The organism is Collinsella sp. AM17-1 (assembly GCF_003470665.1).
GTDB lineage: Bacteria > Actinomycetota > Coriobacteriia > Coriobacteriales > Coriobacteriaceae > Collinsella.
The window spans coordinates 101308-124673 of record NZ_QRJZ01000004.1 but is presented as its reverse complement, the minus strand read 5'-3'; the positions used below and the strand labels follow the sequence as shown (position 1 = coordinate 124673).

Here is a 23366-nt window from a genome sequence, read left to right as displayed (position 1 = left end):
GAAGCTTATTGCTACGTTCGCCGAAACCATTCTAGAAATATGGTGAACTAGACATCTTGGTTTGTTATACACAATATTGAGGTTTTTCTGCACTCAAAGGGAGGTAGTCGTGAAGCATATTCATCCGATTAATCCAGGAAGTGGCGACGAGGCAGGCGTGAAGCCGATGTCTTTTGACTGCCTCTTGGGCATTACTGACATCTGTACTGTTTATGATAAAGCAGATGGCTGTGGTGCATACGATTACTGCGACTATGACATGGATGGCGGCAGCATCTGCGTTGTAGATCACTGTGGCATTGATCAAACGTAGTCTCTAATTGGATTAAGGTGAGGAGCTGTTATGAAGCATATCCATCCTGTTGGTTCAAATGAACATACTCCCGTTGAGCCTTGTTGTCTTGGAGTTGATATATGCAATTTTTACGACATCGCCGAGTGCCCTGTTGCGGATTGGTGCTATGTCGATAAAGAATCAAGCTGTGTTTTGCCAGCAGATTGGTGCGATCCAGTTGACGAGTAGTTTTTGTGTCTAGGAACTATTTGGTCCAATTCAAAATAAGATGGGGACAAATACCAAAATCTCGTGTCTGGGAGGAGTTATGCCATTATTGCAAGGTCTCGTTGGATTAACCTTTGTACTTGCTTTATATCTGGCACCTTTTTTATTGTTATTCTTCATTATCCGATTCTTTCTTCGGAAAAAATAGGAGTATCACGCAAACATTAGCGTAGCTTTCTTCCAATATGAGCCGAGCATTGGCAAGTGGAATAAGAAGCCCGACCGTTCGTCACATGAAAGTGATCGGACGGGCCTCTCAATTTAACCCGGGCCGCCACCCATAGCGGCTTTCCGGGCGTATTTTCGGTGCAAAGCAATCGTCAGTTTAATCCTATGCGTCGATACCGCATTTCATTTGTTCGGCTCGTATTCTACGGCCTTGTAACCCTCGCACTCTCCGGCAAACGGATTGAACACGAAGGCAGAGATGATGTGTGCGTGGACATCGAGGCTGCTGTAGGCAACATACTGGGGCATGGACCCCCGCTGCGCGTGGCATGCGGCCCGGCATATTCATTGCCGTCCAACCCCGTGTAGTTGCAGCAAAGGGTGGAACCTCAATGCTCAGCTCATGTTGTCCGTGGGACACGAGAATTGTAAGTACACTTTGGTGTGATTCTCACGATGATACTGAGCCACCTGGAATAAGATACGTCGCGACAACACTTCGCTTCACCTCTGTCTCGACAAGACAACGTAGACTAAAGTTTCCTTTAGTAAGAGAATGAGAACTATATCTGAAAGCGTTGCGATGGCGTGAAGGCACCGAGTCCGAACCGACTGAATGCTACGTGCATCTGCATCGCTTTTTTGTTATCTCTGTCAGTTGGGTAGCACTACACTTGTCAGCATTTACCCCGGTACATGCTGCCTAAATCCACTACCCCTTCTACCGCGCCGACCATCTCGTCATCGTGAGAGACAATGATGATCAGCTGGCTTTGCTTGTTGCGCTTAACATAGGCCGCAAGCTCGGCGCGGCTTACAGCGTCTAACCCAGTCGTGGGCTCGTCGAGTACCAAAACTGACGACTTGCGTGAAATCGCCGACCATAAGTACACTCGGCGCAGCTCACCGCCCGAAAGCGCGGAGCAACGTTTCCCGAGCAACTCCTTCACGCTGTTTTCCAGCGAAAGTAGGCCATCTACACCCCGGTGATAGGAAGAAAAGGGCGTGTCGAAATACTCTAACAGCTCTTTCACCGTTTCGTCCGGCGCGAAGCACGACTGTGGGCAGCACGATATCTCTCTCGCACGTATGTAATCCAAGTCGCATTCTTCGATTGGCACGCCGTTGTATTTTACTTTGCCTTTCGATGAGTATAGCCCGAGCATCAAGTAAAGAAGTGACGTCTTGCCTCTTCCGTTTTCCCCAACTATGCAATATGTACCAGGACCGGAAAACTTGAAAGAAAACCCGCCGAGGACCTCTCGGACAGATCCGTCTGGAAGGGCAACCGAGAATTCCAAATCAGATACCGAAATGTCATTTATTTCATCGAGTTTAGCTAAATCGGTCCGATTCCACCCCGATCTCTCCTTTTCTCTCGTCGCGATAGCCGTCCTATCCCATGATGCTTTGGCATCTTGATAGGATTTGAACAATGACATCATACTTTTCAAAGTCTTAAAGAGAACCGCGAAGTATGTACCGATGATAGTGTACTCGCCTATTGACATAGTTCCGTTAATGATTCGTACTCCGGAAACAACAAGTATCACCGCTTGAAACAACGCTGCGAAAAGACCATCGAGCGATGTCAGAGAATATGATAGCTTTCCGGAGCGCAAAACTTTGGGAAAATAGCTCTTAAACCCAGCGTCGAGCGCTTGTTCGCTCTTGCCGTACGAAGATGTCAGTTGAATGTTGAGAATCTGATTAAGCTGCGATGCAATTGCGGCGTAAAAGGCGCTGTCCGCCTCTTTCTTCTCATACGTGACCCTATACAAAAGTTTCCTCAACCCAGTAATTACACAGAAATACACGATGAGGAGAATGATGGAAAACACCGCGAGAGTTGAATCAATTGACCATATGATAAGCAATACGATGGGAATGGCTACAATGGACAGCGGCGCACTGATAAAATTCGCCAAAACGAAGGATGAGACCACGCTAGAGTCGGAAATAATCCGTTGCGTTGTATAGGCTGGATCGATGGTCCGACTCACCAAGTAATCGTCTCTTTCAAAACGCAAGACGGCCTCCCTGAGAAGATCAAAGGAAAGTCTCGTGGTTATGCGAATGGAAAGTGTTCCTGCAAAATAAGTAAAGAGGGTGGAGAAAACTCCTATTGACGCAACCAGGAGCGCGAAGAGTACGGCGTCTCTTTCGCTGCGGTTACCGAGAAGAAAATCTAAGAATTTCCCGTTCACGTATGGCATGGCATAGGAGAGAGCGGTTCCAATCACCGTGATAGCAATGAAGACGAAAGCCCCTTTTGCTCTGATGAACCTCGAGAGAACGCATCGAATCAAGGAAGGCCCCAATCTACCCGCCACAAAACATCAATCACTGATACCTTACACCTCAACACAACAGGAGCGAAGATTTGCCAATGAGACTGCTTTAAGATTGCCTTGGGCCAATACGATCTCAAGCTCTTCCTACAAGAGAGTCGGAATCGGACATCTCCTCCGACGAACCTGGCAATCGGGCGGTTGAAATATCTTTTTCAACCGCCCGATTGCCACAATAGATTTGAGCATCCGCCCACAAACGTCCGCGTTTTATACCCATCAAATCCTTTGCCTTTTGTCGTCTAGACTAGAAAAATCGCTCGAAATAACGCAACCGGCCTGCTCGCTTGAAGAAACCTAAGCCCGTAACGTAGATGTGCAAACTTCCGAAACGCCTTGCGCGGCATAGTGCGTATAAACTTCGTCAACCGCCTCAGAAATATCTGAGTATCGCGCCGGGTCAAAAGCATACGATGTCGCAGCTATACCCTGCACCCATTCGGAACGCGGATTAATTGAATAGCCACACAGCATCATCATACATGCATCTAGACCTGATTTCCCAAGTATCCGACGTATTGATGAGAGCATCGCGGGTCGCCCCCGCACCATCGTCGTCACCCCTATTAGCAGTATTTACCGTTTTTCTCTAAATGCGTATCGCCACCCTTAAGAATACGAAGTGTTTTATCCAGACCCGATTGTCCTCCATCTCAAACGAAGGGATAAGGAATCTCATCCGGAATCGGCAGTAACGGAGGATTCACAACGACAAGCGAAAAACATGAGTCATCTCTCAGAGGGGAGTAAAGGCTCCCCTCAAGCACCCTAGTTTCGTCATCCAAAGAGTTGATGGCAGTGTTTTTCTTACAAAGGTCGACAACAAAAGGGTTGATTTCTACAGATGTTACATCCATGCCACAGTTGGTAAGTATCAGGCCCTGTATTCTGGGGCCAGAACACAAATCGAGAGCCTTCCGTGCGCTCTGCGGTGTAAGGCGCCAATCTCAGCAAATCTGTCCCACAATACTGCGCTGAAGAACAACACGGAACCCCTGAGCCAAACTCCCCTATACCTTATTAAGGCTAAGACAGGCAAGTTCACGCACCCGGCATATTCCAGAATAACATCCTATTGTTTTAGATGCTCTACAAGCATGAACAGCCGCGAATCGGAAAGATCTTCTAGTTTCGCCCCGACTGACCGCCAAGGGCCAAAATGGCCTCTCCATCCCCAGGCGACCGGCTCTGGCGCGCCGAGGAGTGTCCCCAAGTGCCGGCAGAAAAGGAACGTCCTTAACTGCCGGCTAGAGGGCACCGAAGAGGATGGCATAGGTAGTGGATTCGCCGAGCTTGAGCTCGTCGCCGGGATTGAGCTGGGCGGAACGGCCGGGCTCGACCTGAATGCAAACGCGCGTGGCCCCGTTTACCACCACGGTTCCGTTGGTGGACGATAAGTCCTCGACGTGCCAGATATTTTGAGCATCGCACCAGATATGGGCATGGCGGGCCGAGACATCGTCGCCGACGTCGGTAATATCGCCCTCACCAGTGGCCAGCGCGCCAATCTCAACACCCTGCTCACTCGGCTGAATCCAGCGCGGGGCGCTCACGACAAAACTGTTTTGCACGCGCAGCAAGCCCAAAGGGTGCGCCGGGGCGGGTTCGCGTTCGCCCGCAGTCAGCGACATGCCAAGCGAACGCGGCGTGGATGTGCCTCCGCCGCAGGTCGCGTTCGCGTAGTCGATGGCATAGTTCACCGAGGACCGCACATCCGCCGAACAACCGACGGCGACAAACAGCACCAGCACGACCTCGGCGCGCTCGGCGGGCATGAGTTCCGCCGCCTGGGACAGGCGATCGAGCGCGTTGCGATAGAGATTCGTGTCCTGGTGGCACTCTTCGAGCGCGCGTACCATCGGTTCACCTGCAGGACCGCACACCATATTGATTACAGCCGTGGAGTCCATGGGGTTGCGCTGGCGCAGGGCCAGTTGCGACATAATACGCGCAGCCGAGGTACCGTATTCGGCAAAGTAGCGCTGCTGAAGCGTGCCGACCGGCGCGCGAACGATAAAGCGGGAAACCCAAGAGCGATCGGCGGCTCGGCTCTGCGGGCTGCGGCCGTCGGCGAGCGGACGGGACGAAAGCACCAAGCCGCACAGCTCGATATGGCTCAGATGCGCTGCGCGCTTAAAGATGTCAAACATGGCCCCGCATGGGGTGAGCTCAACTTGAGATGCCATGACCTAGGCCTCCTTGGTCGTAGAAATAGAATCGGACGATACTTCGACAGGTCCGCCAAAAGTACGGACAGCTGCGGCTCCACCGGCAAGCGGAGTCGCCATCTGGGCTTTTGTGCGTCGCGGTGCCGAAACGGGAAGTTCAAAGGCAAAGCCCATCGCAAGCAAAAACCACGTAAGCGTATAGGTTGCAACCAGAGCGGCAACAAGGCCGCCCATCACGGCGCGTTGGGAAAATACGCTACATGCAGCCACAACCAGCACCGGAACCTCGCAGGCAGAAAGCGCAAGCACACCCTGCAGGAAGCCCGAGCGCCGATCGCGCGCAAGTGCCCCCGCGGCAACGCCGGCTATGCCTGGCAGCGCCAACGCCAGTGCGGCAATAATACCCGGTAGCGACCCAGACCACACGAGCGATCCCAAAGTCGCCGTCACGCGAGCGCCCGACGCCAGCAGCGCGGCCGAAACCACGACCACAGCCCAAACCACGCCACAGACGACCGTCGCGCCGACCATCAGCGCGCGACGAACCGCGCGGCCAGACGCATCCATGGGGCACGGCGTGAGCGGCTCGCCGCGGAGCGAACGACCGACATTTTGCGCATAGTGGTCACAAAACGCCGAGAGCGCCGCCTCGACCGCCGCCGGCTCGGGACGATCTTTTTGATGGCTGGACAGACAGGCCATCACCACGTCGAACAGCTGGGCATCGACAAACGCCAGCGCATCGCGTAGCTCCTCGGAATCCGGCTCAAGCCCCAGCTGCTGGGCCTGCTCGGCCGCAGCGAGCGCCACATCGGGCTCACGACGAAGCAGCTGAGTCAAATCGCAACCGGGCGCATGGGCACCAATGGGATAGTCGGGCAGCGTGTCCATCTTGAGACGGTAGGGGCTGGCGATGTCGCGCGTCTTTTTGCGCGAACCCGAGGTGCCCGAAGTGCTCGGCGCGGCTTCGTATGGCGCGGCGCCGGCAATGAGCTCGTAAACCGTGCTTGCTGCGGCATAGACGTCGATCGCCGGCGACATACGCAAAGCGCGCAGGTCGGGAATATCGTCGGTGAGCATCTCGGGCGGGGCATAGGCAACCGTCGCGCGACGCAGCGTGGCATAGCGCTCCGTAAACGACGCCTTGCCGCCGGTACCGGCCACGGCCGACGCAGGCTCAAGCGCCAGCGACGAGCCAAAGTCGATCAGGCACAGGTCAAAGGTGCCCTCGGCAAGCTGCCGGTCAAGCGGTAGACGCGCCGTACGCACCATAATATTAGCGGGCGAGATATCGCGATGGACAAAGCCCTCGCCCACCAGGCTCATACGGCAGAGCAGATCGAACAGGTCGCGACCCAGACGCGCCGCCACAAGCGGCGATAGGCGGCCGGCATCGTCCACGGCAAAGCGCGAGCGCAAGCGGGCGAGCGTCTCGCCCTCGACCCATTCCATGACAATTGCAGGCACACCGTCGACCTCGCCCCAGCCATAGAGGCGGGGAAAGCCCTTAAGGCCCGAAAGGGCGCGATGGCATTCGTATTCCTCGCGAAACGCCGCTTTGAACTTGGCGACCAGCGCCTCATGGGCGGCGGCATCGTCAAACTCATCGCACGTTGGCAAGATGAGCTGCTTGAGTGCCACGGCCTCGCCTTGGGCGTTGACGGCACGCGTCACGCGGCCGATACCGCCACGGCGCATGGTGGCATCGTCGGCAAACAGTATCGTAAAACGACGCAGATAGGCAGGCAGTTCGTCCTGACCGAGCGCAATGGCCGGCTCAAACCCGTCGACACGCGCCAGGCGCAGGCCGACCATGGGATCGCGACCGAGCGATTGTGGTGTGGTGGATGCAAGATCGGTCATCATAGGGCAAGCGCCGCCACGTTATTGTTGAAGTTACCGAGCGCGACGTCATCATCGCCGTAATGGCCGACCCATTGACATAGGTTGGTGTAACAGCCCCACAGATTGGCATACTGCTGATACCACTTTGACCGGGGCGAGAATGTCTGACGACCGAACTCGGCTCGAATGACAAACATCTCCCCGACCAGGCTGTCGCACGGCCTGGGATCTCCCGTAGAGTTATAGGTCGAGACCACGTCATTGGCACGAGAAACATAGCCGTCGAGCATGTTGTACTTGGTCACAAGCCAGCTGTGAATGCTCTCTTCCTCAGCAGCGGAAAGGCCACCGGAGTTTGCATCGTTGTCAGTGTTGCCGCCCGTCGAGCCGCCGTTTCCAGACCCTCCGGCAGAGGAACCCGACCCAGAGCCACCGCCCGAACTCGACGAATCCGAGCCGGAGCCAGAAGTATCCGAGCTACCGGGCTTTCCGGACTGCTGGGCGTCCTGCTCCTTCTGCTGCTCGACCTTATTCACCGTTGCCGCCACGCTATTGTTGGACAACCGATCGATGATCTTGGTGTTGGTGAGCACGATGGTTTTGCCATTGGCAAGCGTGACTTCGTTGTCCGGGGCCTCGGCGCCGTCCGCGTCGCCGGTGCCAAACACAATATGCGCGACCACACTTGCCCAAGCATATCCAGTCGTGGTCCCCAGGTCACTTTTGACCTCATGCCCCACGCGCGGTTCGCGTGCGGCATGCGCCTGCATCATGGACGGCACGGTCATGCCATAGGCAGAAACGCCAGCTATGACCAGCACCAGCGAGCAAGACAGCAGTGCGTACGCCCGCGGCGCCAAGCCCAGTCGGCGTCGCATGCGCACCGCGGCGCCGCGCTTTGTCTGAGTGCCACCGGGCCGCATGCGTTCTCCTCCAACAAAAACACGCCGCTCGGGAGCGGCGCATTCATTCGAATCCATATTTGAGTGTATCAGCGAACCCAAAAGGTTGCGCAACGAATGGGCAAATTAAGGATGCGAGTGGAAGCATCCATGCGATAAGCGGATACAAAGCATCTTTGTTGCACAACAAACTTACAGTCGCACGGGGAAATTATGGCTACCCCGTGCGTCGCGATGAAGACATACGGCAGGAGCAGGCTCGCCACCTAAATCGTGCGACGGGCCTCGATGGCGCGCCCAAGCGTAAGCTCGTCGGCATACTCCAGGTCGCCGCCCACGGGAAGGCCGCTCGCCAGACGCGATACCTCAACGCCCAGCGGCTTGATAGTGCGGGCCAGGTAGCTCGCCGTGGTCTCGCCCTCGATATTGGGGTTGGTGGCGATGATGACCTCGTGGATGTCCTCGTGGCCCAAGCGTGCCAGCAGCTCACGAATGTGCAACTGCTCGGGACCAATCTTGTCCATGGGACTGATCACGCCGCCCAATACGTGGTAGAGACCGTGGTAGCTGCCCGTGCGCTCAATCGCCTGGACATCGCGCGGCTCGCCCACCACGCAAATGCGAGTGGTATCGCGCATCGAATCCTGGCAGATGGAGCACTCGTCGGCCGTGGCGTAGTTAAAGCAGCGGCTGCAAAAGTGAACCTCCTGCTTAACCTCCAGGATAGCCTCGGCCAGGCGGCGCGCCTCCTCGGCATCGGCCTCGAGCAGGTAATAGGCGATGCGCTGGGCCGACTTGGGACCAATGCCCGGCAGACGGCCCAGCTCATCGAGCAATTTTTGCAGACTATGGTTGGCACTCATATATATGCGTGTCTTAGAACGGCATGCCCGGGATGTTGAGGCCGCCGGTGATGGCGCCCATCTGCTTGTTGGCGAGCTCGTTGACACCGCGGACGGCCTCGTTGACGGCAGCCATGATCATGTCCTGCAGCATATCGACGTCCTCGGGATCGAGGGCATCGGGGTCGATGGTGAGGTTGACGAGCTCCATCTCGCCGTTAACGGTCACCTTGACCATGCCGCCGCCGGCAGAGGCGTCGACGGTCTGGGACTTAAGGTTTTCCTGCGCGGCGGCAAGCTGCTCCTGCATCTTGCGAGCCTGCTTCATCATTTGCTGCATGTTCATACCGGCCATGATGGCTCCTTTACGTGCGGCCGCGCGACAAGCTGCAAGGGCAGCCGGAGCGCGACGGGACTTTCAAACTAAAAAATCGTACCACGCCGCGAGGCCAGCGAGCGGGGTGGTCACATTACCTCAGTCGATATACATGTCCTTGAGCGTGACGATTTGCCAATCTTCGCGTGCGGCGAGCTTCTTTTTTGTCGCGGCGCTCACGTCATGCTTGCAAAACAACATGAAATGAGAGGCTGTGAACCCTTTTACCAAGCCTCGCTTGCTTTCGAGGTCGTCAATCTCTGCCGACTCGTCAAACGATTCCCTGTATTTGCACTCCCCAATCACCAGGCGCTTTGACACCCGATCGGCAGCTAAAACATCGATATCATCCTGAGCCCGTTTGTCGGGATTCGTTCCCCACCACGACGACACCGCCGTTGCCGGAATTGGCAACTTGCCCTGTTTCGCCTGCTCAACCAGCCACTCGGTACACAACGCCTCGAACCGATGACCCAGGTATTCGTTCAGCTGCTCTTCTGGAATCGCGTTGACAACCGCCCGGCCCAAACCGGCCTCGATATCGGACGAATACGGCATGACGAACCGGAACCAAAACGCATAGCACGGTTCGGAAAGCCGGTAGATTCCGCGCTTGCTGGTTTCGACACTCTCGCCAAACGGAACGACCTTTTCGATAATTCCCACCGATTCCAGCGCCTTGAGATAGCGGGGCAACGTTGTCTGGGCGACGCCCACGCGATCCGCGATCTGCTTTGCGCGGTTTGCACCGGCAGCCACAGCCCGCAAAATCGAGTTATACATTGCCGGCTCCTGAAACTCCTGACGAATCAGGCCCTCAGGCTCGCCATAGAGAAACCCCATGGGGTCGAAGTAAAGCCGGGCCAGATTCTCCTTGAGTCCCATGCTCGAATCCAGCTGCTGCAGATAATACGGGACACCGCCAAAGCATCCGTAGAATTTAAAAGCATCTTGAGCGCTCAGGCCCGGAAGCATCTTGGCCGCATCCCTAAATCCAAGGTCGCGCACCTTGATTTGAGCCGTGCGCCGGCCAAACAGGGGGCTTTTGCGTCCCAGCACATTGCTTTCCATAAAACCCTGATTGCTGCCGCAAAGAATTAGAAATGCGTTCGTTTCTCTGAAGGCCCGGTCGATGGCGACTTGGAAAATCGAGGGCAGCGCCTCGTTGCGCATCGCCGCATAGGGAAACTCGTCGAACACAAAGACAAACCGCTCGGTTCGTGCCCGGTCGGCGATGAAGGACAGCGCGTCGGCCCAGGAAGAGAACCCGCCAATCGATGTGGGGAGATTGAAAAAGCTGGCGATAGCGCGATTAAAATCCGCAAGGTTGTCGGCGTCGCTTTGCTCGAGAGCGGTAAACGAGAGCGTCCGTTTACCGCGGCAGAACTCGTTGATCAGCGTCGTCTTTCCCACGCGTCGACGACCGTACACGACGGCCATCTGAAATGAACGCTGCTCATAAAGGGATTCAAGTTTTGCAAGCTCTGCTTCGCGTCCGACAAACATTATGCACTCCCGAATTATGCAATGTTGAATAATTCACACTTGCATAATATCTCAAGCTAAATCCAGTAGAGCCAGAATCAGACAATTTATCCGTACGGATAAATGCCGAGCCGCTGCTCGAGGCGGCACGCATGGCGGCTGGGTATAATTTGATTGTCATAGATGACGATTTGGAGGTGCCCTCGTGAATGTCCCAGCCGTACTCCAAAACATCCGCTCAAAACACCCCGTTGCATATGTGGTTCTCTATCTCTTTGTCGTCTGGGTATTACTGGTTATCATCACCCATGCCATAGCTTTTGGAGCAGAACTGCTGATAGCCAGCTCGGACCAGCCCGTCGTCAAATGGGAGACGACCGATGAGTGCACCGACGGAACCCGAACCATTTACTACAACAGCCCGTCCCTCTACCAAGAGTTCAAGGTCAAGATAAAGGACTCCAAGATTGTCGATGCCGAACTGGGCTCTTTATTTACAATCGGAGCAACCGTCAACGCCGAGCAAGTCGAGTACACGGACAGCCATGCGACGTATCGTATCGACCTCAGCATCCTAGGCCGACCGTCACGCGCCTGTCTGCTCGAATGCGATATACGCGGCACCACACTACACATGTCCGAAATACAGATGCGCCCGGACAAAAGAAAGTGATATATGGCCGAGTCGGAAGAGACTAGGCATAGACTCGTCCGCCTTCGTAGGCAAAACGCAGGATGAGCGGAGCGTTGTTGCGCACGAAATCATCGAGTTCTTTGAGGTCCGCTTCGCTAAAGCCCTCGTGTGACACCCAATTGAATGCCGGCAAGATACACTCCGCCGTGTCAAAACCCCAATCGCGCGGGCGCTCCACAACAACCTTCACTGTGTTGTCCTCCCGGACTTCGGAATACGAAACCTGCGTATCGTCCTCAAGGCGGACATATTCCCACATCATAAGCTCGCTCCGTTCAAAGGGTTCTCTTCTTGAGCAGTATACCCGCCTGCGCAGCTACTCCACCGGCTTGAAGATGGTGGCCTGACCGAAGACGCTGCGGATGAGGTCTTTGGCCTCGTCCTCGGTCTGCGGGATGCTCGGGGCTGCGCCCTGGTGGCCGAAGGGGCTGCCGGCGCCGGGGTTGGACTCCCAGGGAGCTGCAGGAGCGTCCTCCTCTTTGGGGGCAGCTACAACTGACTTGGGCGCGGGCGTCGCACCCGGCACGTCGAACGGAGGCAGATCGTCCCCGTTCGCATCGCCAGCGAAGCCGCCGACCATAGCGTCGTCGTAGGACACCTGCTCGGATTCCCACGGCGCGGACTGCGCGACAGGCTGGGCCTTGGGGGCAGCCGAGCGCTCGGGCGCACGGGGTGCGGGCTCGGTCGGGAGCTTACCCGTGGCAGGAGCGCCGGCGGGATTGTCCGAGCGCAGCCAGGGGGCCTTGCCCAGGTCGGATGACTTGGGCGCAGGTGCGGCAGTGGGCTTGGGCGCCGGCACCGGAGCAGCCGGTTTGGCCGTGACAGGCTTAGGCGCCGACGGGGTCGGTGCCGCTACCGGTGCCGCTTTTGGCTGCGCCGCGCTGGCGCTCGAGGATGCAGGGGCCGCCGAGGACACGGGTTGCGGGTCCGCAGATACCGCAGCCCGTGCAGATGGAGAATGCTCCTCATGTTGAGGAGCCGGCGTGCCACCCCCATCCAGGACATAGTCGATGGTGCGACGACCGAAGACCGCGCAAACCGTCGGCAGGACCACCGACTGCGTATCGGCGCGACCGAGCATCTTGATGGCAAAGGTCGAACCCGCGGGGAACGAAACCGTGAGCTTGGAGCCGTCGTCGGCCGTGGCGCGAGCGTTGAGCAAAAGCCCTGCGTAGGAGGCCTGACGAGCCTTGACGCGCTCGACGACCTCGGCCCATTTGCGCTGCAGCTCTCCGGCATCCTCGACCGCGGGCGTCTCGGCAGCACCGGCGGCGGTAACCTGGGCGGCATTGTTGGACTGGGGCTTAGGTGCCGGAGCGGTGGCAGGCGCGGGGGCCGCAACGGGCTGAGGCGTCGGAGTCGGCGCAGGCTGAGGTGCAGGCGCTGCAGGCTTGGAAGCTGACACGGACGCAGAACGGGACGCAGGCTGGGCAGCCGGAACAGCAGCACCACGGTCCCAAGGCATACCGCCCTGGCGCGCGGACGTAGCAGCGGGGGCAGCGGATGCCGCCGGAGCGGCAGCACGAGCGCCCGAAATTAGCGTCGGCTGTTGGGCAGCAGCGGGCACGGATGCTGCAGGCGCGGCGGCCTGAGCAGCAGCCACGCTCGCCGGCACGGCGCCGTTGGCAACCATGGCCTCCAAGCGAGCTACGCGCTCAGCCAAAGCTTCAATCGTCAAATCGGCCTCGGGACGTGCCAGACGCGTGCAGGCAATCTCGAGCACCAGGCGCACGTCGCTCGCGCCCCTCATCTCCAGTGCGGCATCGTCGAGCACTGTCAGCACACGAGCCAGGCGGTCGGCAGGATGCTCGCCAAAGGCAGCGGCCTCGGCAGCAAGCGCCTCGGCCTGCTCGGAGCCGCCCTCAAACAGCTCGGCACGGGCACCGGCAACGCAGGCAACGTACACGTCACGCACATGCGCCACCAGGTCGCGCGTCAGCTCCAGCAGGTCGTTTCCTTCCTCGACCTGCGCACGGATCAGTCCATAGAGCTCGGCAACATCGCGATCGGCAATGGCGCGGGAAAACTCGCCCAGAATCTGGTCCGAAACCTCGCCTAAAAGCGAGCGGGCGTCGTCCGCATGCACAGAACCGTTGCCAAAGACGCTCAGCTGCTCCAGCGTGGACAACGCGTCGCGCATGCCGCCCTTGGCATGGCGCGCCACGATGGCCAGCGCCTCGTCGTCGTAATCGAAGCCCTCCTGCTCGCACACGTATGCCAGGCGATGCTCAATATCCTCATTGCCGATGCGATGGAAATCGAAACGCTGGCAGCGCGAGAGGATGGTCTCCAGAATCTTTTGCGGGTCGGTGGTGCACAGCACAAAGATCACGTGTGCCGGCGGCTCCTCGAGCGTCTTGAGCAGCGCGTTGAACGCCGCCGTCGTGAGCATGTGGACCTCGTCGATGATATAGATCTTGTACTTGCCGCGCACCGGGGCAAAGTTGACGGAGTTGATGATCTCCTCGCGCACATTGTCCACGCCCGTGCGGGAGGCGGCATCGAGCTCGTAGACATCGGGGTGGTTGCCCTCGGCAATGAGCTCGCACTCCTCACAGGTGCCGTCGGGCATGCAGCCGCTTGCACCCTCGGCGCGCGCTGCCTCGGCATTGCGGCACAGCAGCGCCTTGGCAAGGATGCGCGCCATGGTGGTCTTGCCCGTGCCGCGCGGTCCGCAGAACAGGTAGGCGTGGGACAGGCGTCCCTCGGTGATAGCGTGCTCGAGCGTCGAGACGATATGCTGCTGGCCCACCACGGAGTCGAAGGTGAGCGGGCGATACTTTCGGTACAACGATTCCATGGGTGCTCCCCCGGGTATACTGAGTCTTGTTGCCGCGGCGGCCATGCGGTCGCACGGCATACTGCATTCCATAATAACCCGTACGGCGAGCCCGCCGCGATAGGAGTCCAAAGAGCATGGCAGACGCAGAGAGCAACCTCGTTCCCTCCGAAGCAGCCGACCAGGTCGAGGTCGCGCTCGAGGCGCAGGCCGCGGCCGACGACGGCATCCTGTACCTCAACGAGTACCAGTACGAAAACGACCTCGTCACCGACTTTGCGCGCCTGGTCGCCTCGCCCAGGCGCCGTGGCTCCCTGTACGTCGCCGCCGCGATTGCCGCGCTCATCGGCATCGGCATGCTGGTGGCCGGCGGCAGCTGGATCAAGTTCGGCGTCGTGCTGATCGTGTTCGGCGCCTTTTTGGCCTGGTGGAGCAAGAACCTCCACCACACGCTCGCCCGCGACTTTATCGATGCCGTCGAGGCCGACAAGTCCATGGGCGGCCGCTACCGCCGCGTCGCCGCCAACGAGAACGGTCTGATGGTATGGGGCAAGAGCGGCAAGTCGCAGTTCTTCCCGTTTGAGAAGCTCGACCACGTGCTCGACGGCGAGCGCATCTTTGTGGCCATGTTCGCCGACCAGGGCGTGACGATCCCCAAGGACACCTTCATCCGTGGCGATGCCGAGCAGTTTGGCTCCTTCCTCAAGGCGCGCATCAACAAAAAACTCCGCATCGAGACCAAACGCAAGAAGATAAAGGCCGAGAAGGCCGCCGCCGAGGCCAAGCAGGGCGACAAGCCCCAGGAGACCAAAGGCAAGCAGCGCAAGCAGAAGAAGAACAGGAAGAAGCGCTAAGGCCAAACCAGACAGGCAGCCTCGCATCCCGCCATCCTCCCCATGCACCCGAGCGTGCTACACTAGCAGCATCTATGCCACCGCGAACGGCTCGGCTCCGCGCCCGCCACTCGCAAACGAACTTTAAACGCACGAGGGTTGGCCATGCCGCTTTTCTCGCAACATACCGCCCGGTTCTCGCCGGACGTTCCTTTGGAGGGCACCAGCTCTCGCGAGCTGCTCAAGCGGTACCAGCCGCTCGAGACACTTGCGACCGGCGGTTTTGGCTCCATCGAGATTTGCCGCGACACGCACCTGCGCCGCCGCGTCGCCATTAAGCGCATCCCCCTTATCAACGGCGCCGGCATGCCCGCCAGCGACATCATGGATGTCCTGCGCGAGGCACACACTGCCGCCATGCTTCAACATCCCAATATCGTGCAGGTCATCGACTTTACGCATGACACCGCCTATGCCTACCTGGTCATGGAGTATGTCGACGGTATGTCGCTGGCCGAGTTTTTGCATCGCGTGGACGGCCACTCGCTCACCTTTGACGAGGCCACGGCCATTGCCGATGCCCTGGGTCAGGCGCTCACCTTCGCCCATAGCAATGGCGTACTCCACCTGGACATTAAGCCCGCCAACGTGCTCATCGACCACTCGGGCAATGTAAAGCTCACCGACTTTGGCATGGCACGACTGTCGTCCGCCGGTGGCTTTGGCGGCTCGCGCGGCGGCACCATCGGCTACATGCCGCCCGAGCAGCTCGATATCGAGACCGGCACGGTCGACGAACGCGCCGATGTCTTTGCCCTTGCCTGCGTTATCTATGAGGGCTTGTGCGGCAGCGCTCCCTTTATAGCGGCCACGCCCGCCGACTCGCTCGACCGCATCATCGGCGGCGCCACCTATCCCAGCGAGCTGATACCACACTTTCCCCCGGGAGCCGAGGCCGCGCTCATGAGCGCGCTCTCCCCCATGCCGCAGGACCGCCCCAACAGCATCGAGGCATTTTGCGACCAACTCCTTGCCGGTCTGGGCAGCGTGCGTGAGGGCCGTCGCAGTCTGGAGCAAATGGTTAGCGAGCTTTCGGATGACGAGCAGGAGCTCAACGATATCGAGCCGTCGCACTACGAGGACGACGCCATCGAGGTCGACCCCGCACTCGGCTGGGCGGGCACGCGCTGGAGCCATGCGCGCGACTACACCATGCGCGCTATCTCGGCGCTAACGTGCGGCACCTTTAGCTTTTTGCTGATGCAAACGGCCGGGGTCGCGGCGCTTCCCGGGTTGGTCGTCGCGGCTATCGCTATTGGCGCGGCAGCCGGCTTGGCACCGCAGATTGGCTCGGCCATCTCGGCCGTGGGCTTTTTGGTGCTCATGGCAAACGCCACCATGCAGGCGCAGGGCATCCTGTCGATGTTGCCCGTCGCGGTGATCTTTGCCGCTGCCATGTCCGGTTGGTGGATCGCCTGGGGTCGCACCGAGGCTGCCGCGAGCGCCGCGCTCACCTGTGCACTCGCGCTTGGCTGTCTGACTGGCAATACCTTCCTGGCAGCTGGGGTCGCCGCCGGCGTCGCGTCATTTTGGCTCGGCCCGGCAAGCGCCGCCGCGGCAACGGGCATGGGCGTGCTTTTTGCCCGTCTGGCCACGGTCGCGCTTTCAGCCGGAGGCGTGCTGGGGCTCGGTAACGTTGCCGCAGCGCTGGAAGACCCGCTCCTTTGGGCTGCCTTTGTGCTGGTCGCGACAACTGCCGCGGCGTCATCTGCGCTGCTCAATGCCCATGCCAAGCGTGCTGACCAGGGCTCAAACCTTGCCGCAATCGCCGCCATCGCCGTCACCGGCATCGGCTGCGCAGCGGCATCCTGTCTTGCACACCATATGGAAATTGCCAGCCTTGCAGCCGCGGTCGCCGCCAAGGCGGCAGTTGCGGGAACCCTATCCTCTATAATCGTTGGGATATGCCTATATTTGCTCGGATACCAAAGAACCTATACGGAGAGTGATCTTTCGTGAACTTCCTGAACATCTTCGAGGACCACGTGGCCGGCATCTTCGGTGCCACCCGTGCCCCGTTCTCCTTTAAGAAGCTTGCCAAGCAGGCCGCTCGCGACATGGAGGATCAGACTCTGGTGATTAACGGCGTCAACACGGCGCCGGCACTCTATACCATCCTGATCGCCGCCGACGACGATCCCATGCTCGCCCCGTTCTACCCCGAGCTTTCGCGCGAGGTCCGCGAGTTTGTGAAGGCGCAGGCCGAAAAGCGCCGCTATGTCTTTGTCGGCGAGCCCCTCGTGCGCTTTATGATCGATCCGCAGCTGCGCGCCGGCAAGTTCTCGGTCTTTGCCGAGAACGTCGATGCCCCCACGCTCGGCCGCCTGTACGAAGAAGAGCGCGCCTATCAAAACGGCCTGGGCCAGAACAACTCCGCGGTAAGCCGTGCCGCCAGCGCCCCGCGCGCCGGCCAGCAGCAGTTTGCTGCCCCGCAGCAGCAGCGCCCCGCCACCATGCCCCAGCAGCAGCCGACGCCTCGCGCCGCCACTCCTGACCCGCTTGCCACGGCAGACCCCTTCGTGCCTAGCGTCCCCGACCCCGCCGCCGCACCCATCCCGGTGCCGCAGACCATCTCGCGCGACGCGCTTGCCGGCATGGGCGGAGCCGCCGCGACCGGTGCCGCCGTGGGCCTAGGCGCCGCAACCGGCATCGCCTCCAACATGGCGAGCACTCGCGCCCCGCAGCGCCCGCTCGCCCAGCTCGTCGACGTCGTGAGCGGCGAGAGCCATAGCATCACCTCCGCACAGGTGACCATCGGTCGCGAGCGCTCAGTTTCCGACATTGCCCTGCGCGACCCCAACGTGTCGCGCCGCCACGCCCAGCTCACCTTTACGGGCTCGGATTGGTCGATCGAGGACCTCAATTCCACCAACGGCACACTCGTCAACAACCGCCGCATTACGCGCTGCCCGCTGCGCAACGGCGATCTGCTGACGTTTGGCCTGAGCACCTTTGAATTTAGGGGATAGTCGCTTATGAACATCGATATCGTCCTTTTTGCAGGCCGCATCGTCCTGGTCGCCCTGCTCTATATCTTCCTGTTCGCCGTCATGAAGACCGGCGTGGGGCTTGTGCGCGGACAGCGCCGCGACTCGGCTATCTGGACGATCGATGTGGACAAGGGTCCGCGCGGTATCCGCGGCATCCACGTAGATATGCTCGGCCCCGTCATCGTCGGTCGCTCGCCATCTTCGGACATCTGCATCAACGAACCATTCGTCTCGGCCTCGCATGCGCGTTTTTCGCTGCAGGGCCCGGCGCTCATCATCGAGGACCTCAACTCGCTTAACGGCACGCTCGTCAACGGCCGCCAGCTTGTGGAGCCCGCAACGCTGCGCGAGGGCGACGAAGTCCAGATCGGCGATGTGGTCATGAAGGTGAACCGTCGATGATCGACGAGGAGAACAAGTCCGCGACTATGACCGAGGCACCGGCTGCCGCCACAGCTGCGCCGGCCCACGCCGCTCCGGCGGGCTCCGCACCCGTGGAACCCGAGGACACCGTGTTCTCCCTGCCTCTTTCGCATGTAACGCATGATATTTCGGATCTCGCCGATAACGAGGACGAAGAGGATGCCGTAGCGGCGTCCATCGGCGCACATGCTGCGGAACAGCCCACAGCACCCGAAGCAACCTCGGCGCCAGCTCACTTTGCGGAGCCCGTCGCCGCGGCAATCAACGAGAGCGCTGCGGTGTTTGCAGCACCCGAGCCCGCCGCGCCGGCGTTTCCCATAGCTCCGGCATCCGAAGTTGCGCCCGTGTCTACGCCGGCGCCCGAAGCGGGGCCATCCCCCGAGGACGGCCCTGCACCCAAGACCCCGCAGCCTGCGCCCGCAAGCGAGTCCGATGCCGTGGCCGAGCCCGCCGCCCAGTCGCAAAGCATGCCCGCGCCGTCGCACTTTGCGACGCCCGAGCCTATAGACGTCAGCCCGCAAGACGGCGAGTCGACCGCCCGCGTGTCCGAGGAGCCCGGCTCCCCGGACACCGGCGATTCCGAATCAAACGCCGAGACCGACACCGTCTCTCCCGGTGATACAGCCGAGATCGACGTTGCCGCCGTTGAGGCCAAGCTCAAAGACCCCGGCTCGACCATGAGCTTTGAGCCCCTGACCGAGGAGCGCATCGAGACCGACTCGACCTATGATGCCGGCACCACCACGCAACTCATGTGGGGCGCCCGCTCCGACGTTGGCTGCGTACGCCCGCACAATGAGGATTCCTACCTGGTGCAGTCGCCGCTCTTTTGCGTATGCGACGGCATGGGCGGTCACGCCGCCGGCGAGGTAGCTTCTTCCATCGCCGTCGAGACTATTGCCAAGACGGCCCCGCAGTCCGCCGACGCAGCACGCCTGGCCGCAGCCGTCGAGGCAGCCAACGCCGCCGTAATCGAGGCGGCCCTGAACGGCCTGGGCAAGCCCGGCATGGGCTGCACAGCCACTTGCGCCTATATCGAAAACGACACGCTCGCCATCGCCCACGTGGGTGACTCTCGCGCCTACCTGCTCCACGAGGGCACGCTCATCCGCGTGACCCGCGACCACTCCTACGTGGAGGAGCTCGTGGACGCCGGCGAGATTACGGCAGACGAGGCTCGCGTCCACCCCAACCGTTCGGTCATCACCCGTGCGCTGGGCTCGGACCCCGCCATGTATGCTGACCACTTCACTCTGCATATCGAGGAAGGCGACCGCCTGATCCTGTGCTCCGACGGCCTTTCGAGCATGATTCCCGATAGCGATATCGAGAACATCGCCACGCAGTCCTCAACCGCGCAAATCTGCGTCGACAACCTAGTGGACGCGGCGCTTGCCGCCGGCGGCCACGACAACGTGACCGTAGTAGTCGTTGACCTGGTTGACGATGGCGTTATGCGCGAAGCGCAACGCGTGCGTCGCCGCAACATTACTATCGCCGCCATCCTGGCCCTCGTCTTTGTGCTGGCAGCTGGCATCTGGGCCTACACGGGTGTCACCGGCTCGTACTACCTGGGTACCTACCAGGGCAATGTCGCCGTCTGGCGCGGCCTGCCCGGCAAGCCGCTCGGACTCAAGCTCCACTGGCTCGAAAGCGAAACCAGCATTAAGCTGTCCGACCTGCCCGAAGACACGCAAAACCGCCTCAAGGCGGGCATTCCGCAAACAAGTGTCGACGATGCGCAAGACACGATATCCAAGTACCGCCACCAGATCGACGAGGAACAGACCCGCCAGGTGATCGACGCGCAAACGATTCGCGACAACACCAATCAGGGATCGCCCTCCGAATCAGATTCCGAGAAAACCGCCGAACAGTCCGCCGAGGCCGAAGCCTCCGATAAGAATTAGAAAGGGAGTGCCGCTTATGAGTCGCCGCAACACCGAGCTGCTCTTGCTCATCGCCTCGGCGTTCCCCGTCATCCTGCTGTATGCGATGTACGTCCTCACCGCGGGCGCTGCCATCTCCTTTGAGACGCTCGCCGTACCGATCGGCCTCTTTGCCGCCTTTGCCGCGGCCCACATTGCCGTGCGCATCTTGGCGCCCGGCGCCGACCCCGCCATCCTGCCCATTGTCTTTGTGCTTTCGGGCATCGGCATCACGTTCGTGACGCGTCTCGCCCCCGCTCTCGCCATCTCACAGCTCATCATCCTGTTTGTCTCGGTGGCCCTGATGGTGGGAACGCTCGCACTGGTTAAGAACCTCGACGTAGTCATGCGCTACAAGTACACCTTTGGCATCATCGGCATCATTCTGTTAATGCTGCCTATTTTTATCGGCACCACGATCTCGGGCTCCAAGCTGTGGATTCGCATCGCGGGCTTTACCATCCAGCCCGGCGAGTTCGCCAAGGTCTTTATCGTGCTGTTCCTGGCCGGGTACCTGGCCGAGAACCGCGAGCTGCTCTCCATCTCCAACCGCAAGATCCTGGGCTTTAAGATCCCTCGCCTGCGGCTGCTGCTGCCGCTGTTTGCCGTGTGGGGTGTGTGCCTGCTCGTCGTCGTCTTCGAACGCGATCTGGGTTCGGCCGTGCTGTTCTACACCATCTTCTTGCTGATGCTCTACGTTGCCACGGGGCGCTTTTCGTATGTCGTTATCGGCCTTGCGCTCTTAGCCGTCGGAGCCGTGGGCGCCTACAAGTTCCTGTCTCACGTTCAGGTGCGTTTCCAGGTTTGGGTCGATCCGTTTAAGGACGCCCAGGGCCAGGGCTACCAGATCGTCCAGTCGCTCTTCTCGCTTGCCGATGGCGGTCTGGTCGGCGTTGGCATCGGCAACGGCATGGCCAACAACATCCCTGTCGTCGAGTCCGACTTTATCTTCTCGGCTATCGGCGAGGAGATGGGCCTCTTGGGCGGCGGCGCCGTGCTCATCCTGTTTATGCTCTTTGCCGTTCGCGGCCTGACCACAGCTGCCCGCGCTAAATCCGACCTCGCTGCCTTTAGCGCCACGGGCCTTACGGCCGCCATCAGCTTCCAGGCCTTTTTGATCGTTGGCGGCGTAACCCGCCTGATCCCGCTGACCGGCGTCACCCTGCCCTTTATGAGCCAGGGCGGCTCCTCTCTGCTGGCGAGCTTTATCATCGTCGCGCTCCTGCTGCGCGCCGGTGACGAGGCGACCGGACGCGAGGCCGAGCTTACCGGCACCGGCACCATGGCCGCCATCACCGATGATCAGGTCGCATCTGCCGCCGCCCCGACGGGCACGCGCTTTGCCACCTCGTCTTCCTACGGCAGCGGCAGCCATTCCGTCGGCTCGCGCATGCGCCGTCGCCTGCTCGACACGCCTGAATCCGGTGTGCTCGGCCGCGTCGCGCTCGCCAACCGTCTAACCCGTGCGGTGCTCGCCTTTACGGCGCTGTTCGCCATCCTTATCGGCAACCTCACCTATGTCCAGGTCATCAAGGCCAAGGACTATCAGGATATGCCGACCAACAACCACACCATCGCCCGCTCCAAGTACATCCAGCGCGGTTCCATCATCACGTCCGACGGCGTGACGCTGGCCGAGTCGCTGCAGCAGGAGGACGGCACCTACGTACGCTCCTACCCCAACGGTAACCTGGCAGCGCACGTGGTTGGCTACGTGAGCCAGCAGTATGGCACCACCGCCATCGAGAGCGTCATGAACGACACGCTCACCGGCTCTAAGGATTACTCCAGCTGGAACAACGCCATCGCGTCGCTCGCGGGCCAGACCCAGCCGGGCAACACCGCCAAGCTCACCATCGATTCGCGTATCCAGACGGCGGCCGAGCAGGCACTCAAGGGCTTTAAGGGCGCTGTAGTGGTCATCGACCCGCGTACCGGCGCGGTGCTCGCATGTGCCAGCTCGCCCACCTACGACAACACCAACATCGATGCCCTGCTGCAGACGGGCGGCGGCGAGGACGGCTCCATGTACAATCGCGCCATGGACGCGCTGTACACGCCGGGCTCAACGTTTAAGGTCGTTACGCTTTCCGCGGCACTCGAGACCGGTACCGCCAGCCTTACCAGCACCTACCAGGCGCCCAGCTCCATGGACATCGGCAACGCACCGGTCACCAACTATGCCAACGAGAGCTACGGCACCATCAGCCTGCAGCAGGCCTTTGCCGTGTCCTCCAACGTCGTCTTTGGCCAGGTGGCAAACGAAGTTGGCGCAAACACGCTCGTGCAGTTTGCCAACGCCTTTGGCTACGGCCAAAAGCTCGGCCAGGACCTGACCTCCGCGGCCTCCATCATGGCCGACCCGTCGCTCATGACCGAGTGGGAGACCGCCTGGGCCGGCGCCGGCCAGCCTGTCGGCATGGACCACACGCCCGGCCCGCAGACCACCGTCATGCAAAACGCCGTGATTGCCGCCGCCATCGCTAACAGTGGCGTGGTCATGGACCCGTATTTTGTAGCCCAGGTACTCGCCCCGGACGGAACTGTGGTCAAGACCACGCAGTCCCGCTCGCTGGGTCAGGCCGTCAGCTCCGCCACGGCCGACCAGGTCAAGCAGGCCATGCTCGCCGTCGTCCAGTCCTGTACCGGCACCGATGCCCAGGTCCCCGGCGTCAAGGTCGCCGGCAAGACCGGCTCGGCCGAGACCGGCGGCACCAACGTCAACTCGATGTTCGTTGGCTTTGCACCTTACGATTCACCCACGGTCGCCATCTCGGTGGCCTTGGAGGATTACGACAAACACGACGTCAAGGCGGCCAAGATTGCCGGCATCGTCCTGACCGCAGCGCTCGCCGCACAGGGAGCGTGATGCCCATGATCGAATCGGACACCCGAGGCGCGCCGCGACCGAAGAGTTAGCGGCAACGCGCCACACGGCCCCAGCGGCCACATCGTAGGTA

At 60.1% G+C, this 23366-nt stretch carries 19 protein-coding genes and 1 pseudogene; 9 read left to right on the top strand and 11 right to left on the bottom strand.

The features are described from left to right. The first annotated feature begins 109 nt into the window (after positions 1-109). Complete coding sequence (locus tag DW195_RS10335; RefSeq protein WP_124785779.1) at positions 110-313, top strand: hypothetical protein; 204 nt, start codon at positions 110-112, stop codon at positions 311-313. A 30-nt stretch (positions 314-343) separates the two neighbouring features. After that, complete coding sequence (locus DW195_RS10330) at positions 344-523, top strand: hypothetical protein (RefSeq protein ID WP_128620790.1); 180 nt, start codon at positions 344-346, stop codon at positions 521-523. 390 nt (positions 524-913) lie between these two features. Here the strand turns inward: DW195_RS10330 and DW195_RS10660 are convergent, their stop codons facing one another. The 9 genes and pseudogenes from DW195_RS10660 to DW195_RS03570 form a co-directional block, all read right to left on the bottom strand. After that, the gene (locus tag DW195_RS10660; protein ID WP_255413194.1) at positions 914-1039 is read right to left on the bottom strand and encodes a hypothetical protein; all 126 of its coding nucleotides are present in this window, start codon (positions 1037-1039) and stop codon (positions 914-916) included. Positions 1040-1407: 368 nt separating this feature from the next. Then, on the bottom strand, positions 1408-3039 hold the full coding sequence (locus tag DW195_RS03605) for an ABC transporter ATP-binding protein (protein WP_055310069.1): 1632 nt from the start codon (positions 3037-3039) through the stop codon (positions 1408-1410). Positions 3040-3734: 695 nt separating this feature from the next. After that, positions 3735-4001: pseudogene (locus DW195_RS10735) on the bottom strand (methyltransferase); the annotation flags it as partial. 327 nt (positions 4002-4328) lie between these two features. Then, entirely contained in the window at positions 4329-5267 is a 939-nt protein-coding gene (locus DW195_RS03595) for an FHA domain-containing protein (protein ID WP_117584186.1), read from the bottom strand. A gap of 3 nt (positions 5268-5270) precedes the next feature. Further along, positions 5271-7115 (bottom strand): hypothetical protein, encoded by a 1845-nt coding sequence (locus DW195_RS03590; protein ID WP_117736772.1) that lies wholly within the window; start codon positions 7113-7115, stop codon positions 5271-5273. Beyond that, entirely contained in the window at positions 7112-8017 is a 906-nt protein-coding gene (locus DW195_RS03585) for a hypothetical protein (RefSeq protein ID WP_117564927.1), read from the bottom strand. Before DW195_RS03585 ends, DW195_RS03590 begins: the two co-directional genes overlap by 4 nt. 245 nt (positions 8018-8262) lie before the next feature. After that, positions 8263-8859, bottom strand: a complete 597-nt coding sequence (gene recR, locus DW195_RS03580) for a recombination mediator RecR (RefSeq protein WP_089573257.1) — start codon at positions 8857-8859, stop codon at positions 8263-8265. 13 nt (positions 8860-8872) lie between these two features. Continuing rightward, positions 8873-9193 carry a YbaB/EbfC family nucleoid-associated protein gene (locus tag DW195_RS03575; protein WP_006235174.1) on the bottom strand — a complete coding sequence of 107 codons (321 nt, stop codon included), beginning with the start codon at positions 9191-9193 and terminating at the stop codon, positions 8873-8875. A 120-nt stretch (positions 9194-9313) separates the two neighbouring features. Continuing rightward, positions 9314-10720, bottom strand: a complete 1407-nt coding sequence (locus DW195_RS03570; protein WP_118205883.1) for an ATP-binding protein — start codon at positions 10718-10720, stop codon at positions 9314-9316. Between the two features lie 184 nt (positions 10721-10904). On the opposite strand from DW195_RS03570, the gene DW195_RS03565 reads away from it, so the two are divergent. Next, positions 10905-11372 carry a hypothetical protein gene (locus tag DW195_RS03565; protein WP_117584189.1) on the top strand — a complete coding sequence of 156 codons (468 nt, stop codon included), beginning with the start codon at positions 10905-10907 and terminating at the stop codon, positions 11370-11372. Positions 11373-11394: 22 nt separating this feature from the next. On the opposite strand, the gene DW195_RS03560 is transcribed toward DW195_RS03565, so the two are convergent. Then, the gene (locus DW195_RS03560) at positions 11395-11655 is read right to left on the bottom strand and encodes a hypothetical protein (protein ID WP_099432547.1); all 261 of its coding nucleotides are present in this window, start codon (positions 11653-11655) and stop codon (positions 11395-11397) included. A 54-nt stretch (positions 11656-11709) separates the two neighbouring features. Next, positions 11710-14193, bottom strand: a complete 2484-nt coding sequence (gene dnaX / locus DW195_RS03555) for a DNA polymerase III subunit gamma/tau (protein WP_158567891.1) — start codon at positions 14191-14193, stop codon at positions 11710-11712. Between the two features lie 116 nt (positions 14194-14309). On the opposite strand from dnaX, the gene DW195_RS03550 reads away from it, so the two are divergent. The 6 genes from DW195_RS03550 (at position 14310) to DW195_RS03525 (ending at position 23275) form a co-directional block, all read left to right on the top strand. Then, complete coding sequence (locus tag DW195_RS03550) at positions 14310-15026, top strand: hypothetical protein (protein WP_118205881.1); 717 nt, start codon at positions 14310-14312, stop codon at positions 15024-15026. 144 nt (positions 15027-15170) lie between these two features. Continuing rightward, complete coding sequence (locus DW195_RS03545; protein ID WP_118205880.1) at positions 15171-17024, top strand: serine/threonine-protein kinase; 1854 nt, start codon at positions 15171-15173, stop codon at positions 17022-17024. Then, the gene (locus DW195_RS03540; protein ID WP_118205879.1) at positions 17021-18034 is read left to right on the top strand and encodes an FhaA domain-containing protein; all 1014 of its coding nucleotides are present in this window, start codon (positions 17021-17023) and stop codon (positions 18032-18034) included. The genes DW195_RS03545 and DW195_RS03540 overlap by 4 nt, the downstream gene beginning before the upstream one ends. A gap of 6 nt (positions 18035-18040) precedes the next feature. Further along, positions 18041-18457 (top strand): FHA domain-containing protein, encoded by a 417-nt coding sequence (locus DW195_RS03535; protein ID WP_006235180.1) that lies wholly within the window; start codon positions 18041-18043, stop codon positions 18455-18457. Then, positions 18454-20388, top strand: a complete 1935-nt coding sequence (locus DW195_RS03530; RefSeq protein ID WP_118205878.1) for a Stp1/IreP family PP2C-type Ser/Thr phosphatase — start codon at positions 18454-18456, stop codon at positions 20386-20388. The genes DW195_RS03535 and DW195_RS03530 overlap by 4 nt, the downstream gene beginning before the upstream one ends. Before the next feature lie 16 nt (positions 20389-20404). Next, positions 20405-23275, top strand: a complete 2871-nt coding sequence (locus DW195_RS03525; RefSeq protein ID WP_118205877.1) for an FtsW/RodA/SpoVE family cell cycle protein — start codon at positions 20405-20407, stop codon at positions 23273-23275. The last annotated feature ends 91 nt before the right edge of the window (positions 23276-23366 follow it).

Excerpts from the sequence above, each read along its gene's own strand:
- DW195_RS03570 (WP_118205883.1), bottom strand. The coding sequence starts at position 10,720 with ATGTTTGTCGGACGCGAAGCAGAGCTTGCAAAACTTGAATCCCTTTAT.
- DW195_RS03560 (WP_099432547.1), bottom strand. The coding sequence starts at position 11,655 with ATGATGTGGGAATATGTCCGCCTTGAGGACGATACGCAGGTTTCGTAT.
- dnaX (WP_158567891.1), bottom strand. The coding sequence starts at position 14,193 with ATGGAATCGTTGTACCGAAAGTATCGCCCGCTCACCTTCGACTCCGTG.
- DW195_RS03595 (WP_117584186.1), bottom strand. The coding sequence starts at position 5,267 with ATGGCATCTCAAGTTGAGCTCACCCCATGCGGGGCCATGTTTGACATC.
- DW195_RS03575 (WP_006235174.1), bottom strand. The coding sequence starts at position 9,193 with ATGGCCGGTATGAACATGCAGCAAATGATGAAGCAGGCTCGCAAGATG.
- DW195_RS03535 (WP_006235180.1), top strand. The coding sequence starts at position 18,041 with ATGAACATCGATATCGTCCTTTTTGCAGGCCGCATCGTCCTGGTCGCC.
- DW195_RS03545 (WP_118205880.1), top strand. The coding sequence starts at position 15,171 with ATGCCGCTTTTCTCGCAACATACCGCCCGGTTCTCGCCGGACGTTCCT.
- DW195_RS10330 (WP_128620790.1), top strand. The coding sequence starts at position 344 with ATGAAGCATATCCATCCTGTTGGTTCAAATGAACATACTCCCGTTGAG.
- DW195_RS03530 (WP_118205878.1), top strand. The coding sequence starts at position 18,454 with ATGATCGACGAGGAGAACAAGTCCGCGACTATGACCGAGGCACCGGCT.
- DW195_RS03590 (WP_117736772.1), bottom strand. The coding sequence starts at position 7,115 with ATGATGACCGATCTTGCATCCACCACACCACAATCGCTCGGTCGCGAT.
- DW195_RS03550 (WP_118205881.1), top strand. The coding sequence starts at position 14,310 with ATGGCAGACGCAGAGAGCAACCTCGTTCCCTCCGAAGCAGCCGACCAG.
- DW195_RS10660 (WP_255413194.1), bottom strand. The coding sequence starts at position 1,039 with ATGCCCCAGTATGTTGCCTACAGCAGCCTCGATGTCCACGCACACATC.
- DW195_RS03525 (WP_118205877.1), top strand. The coding sequence starts at position 20,405 with ATGAGTCGCCGCAACACCGAGCTGCTCTTGCTCATCGCCTCGGCGTTC.
- recR (WP_089573257.1), bottom strand. The coding sequence starts at position 8,859 with ATGAGTGCCAACCATAGTCTGCAAAAATTGCTCGATGAGCTGGGCCGT.
- DW195_RS03585 (WP_117564927.1), bottom strand. The coding sequence starts at position 8,017 with ATGCGGCCCGGTGGCACTCAGACAAAGCGCGGCGCCGCGGTGCGCATG.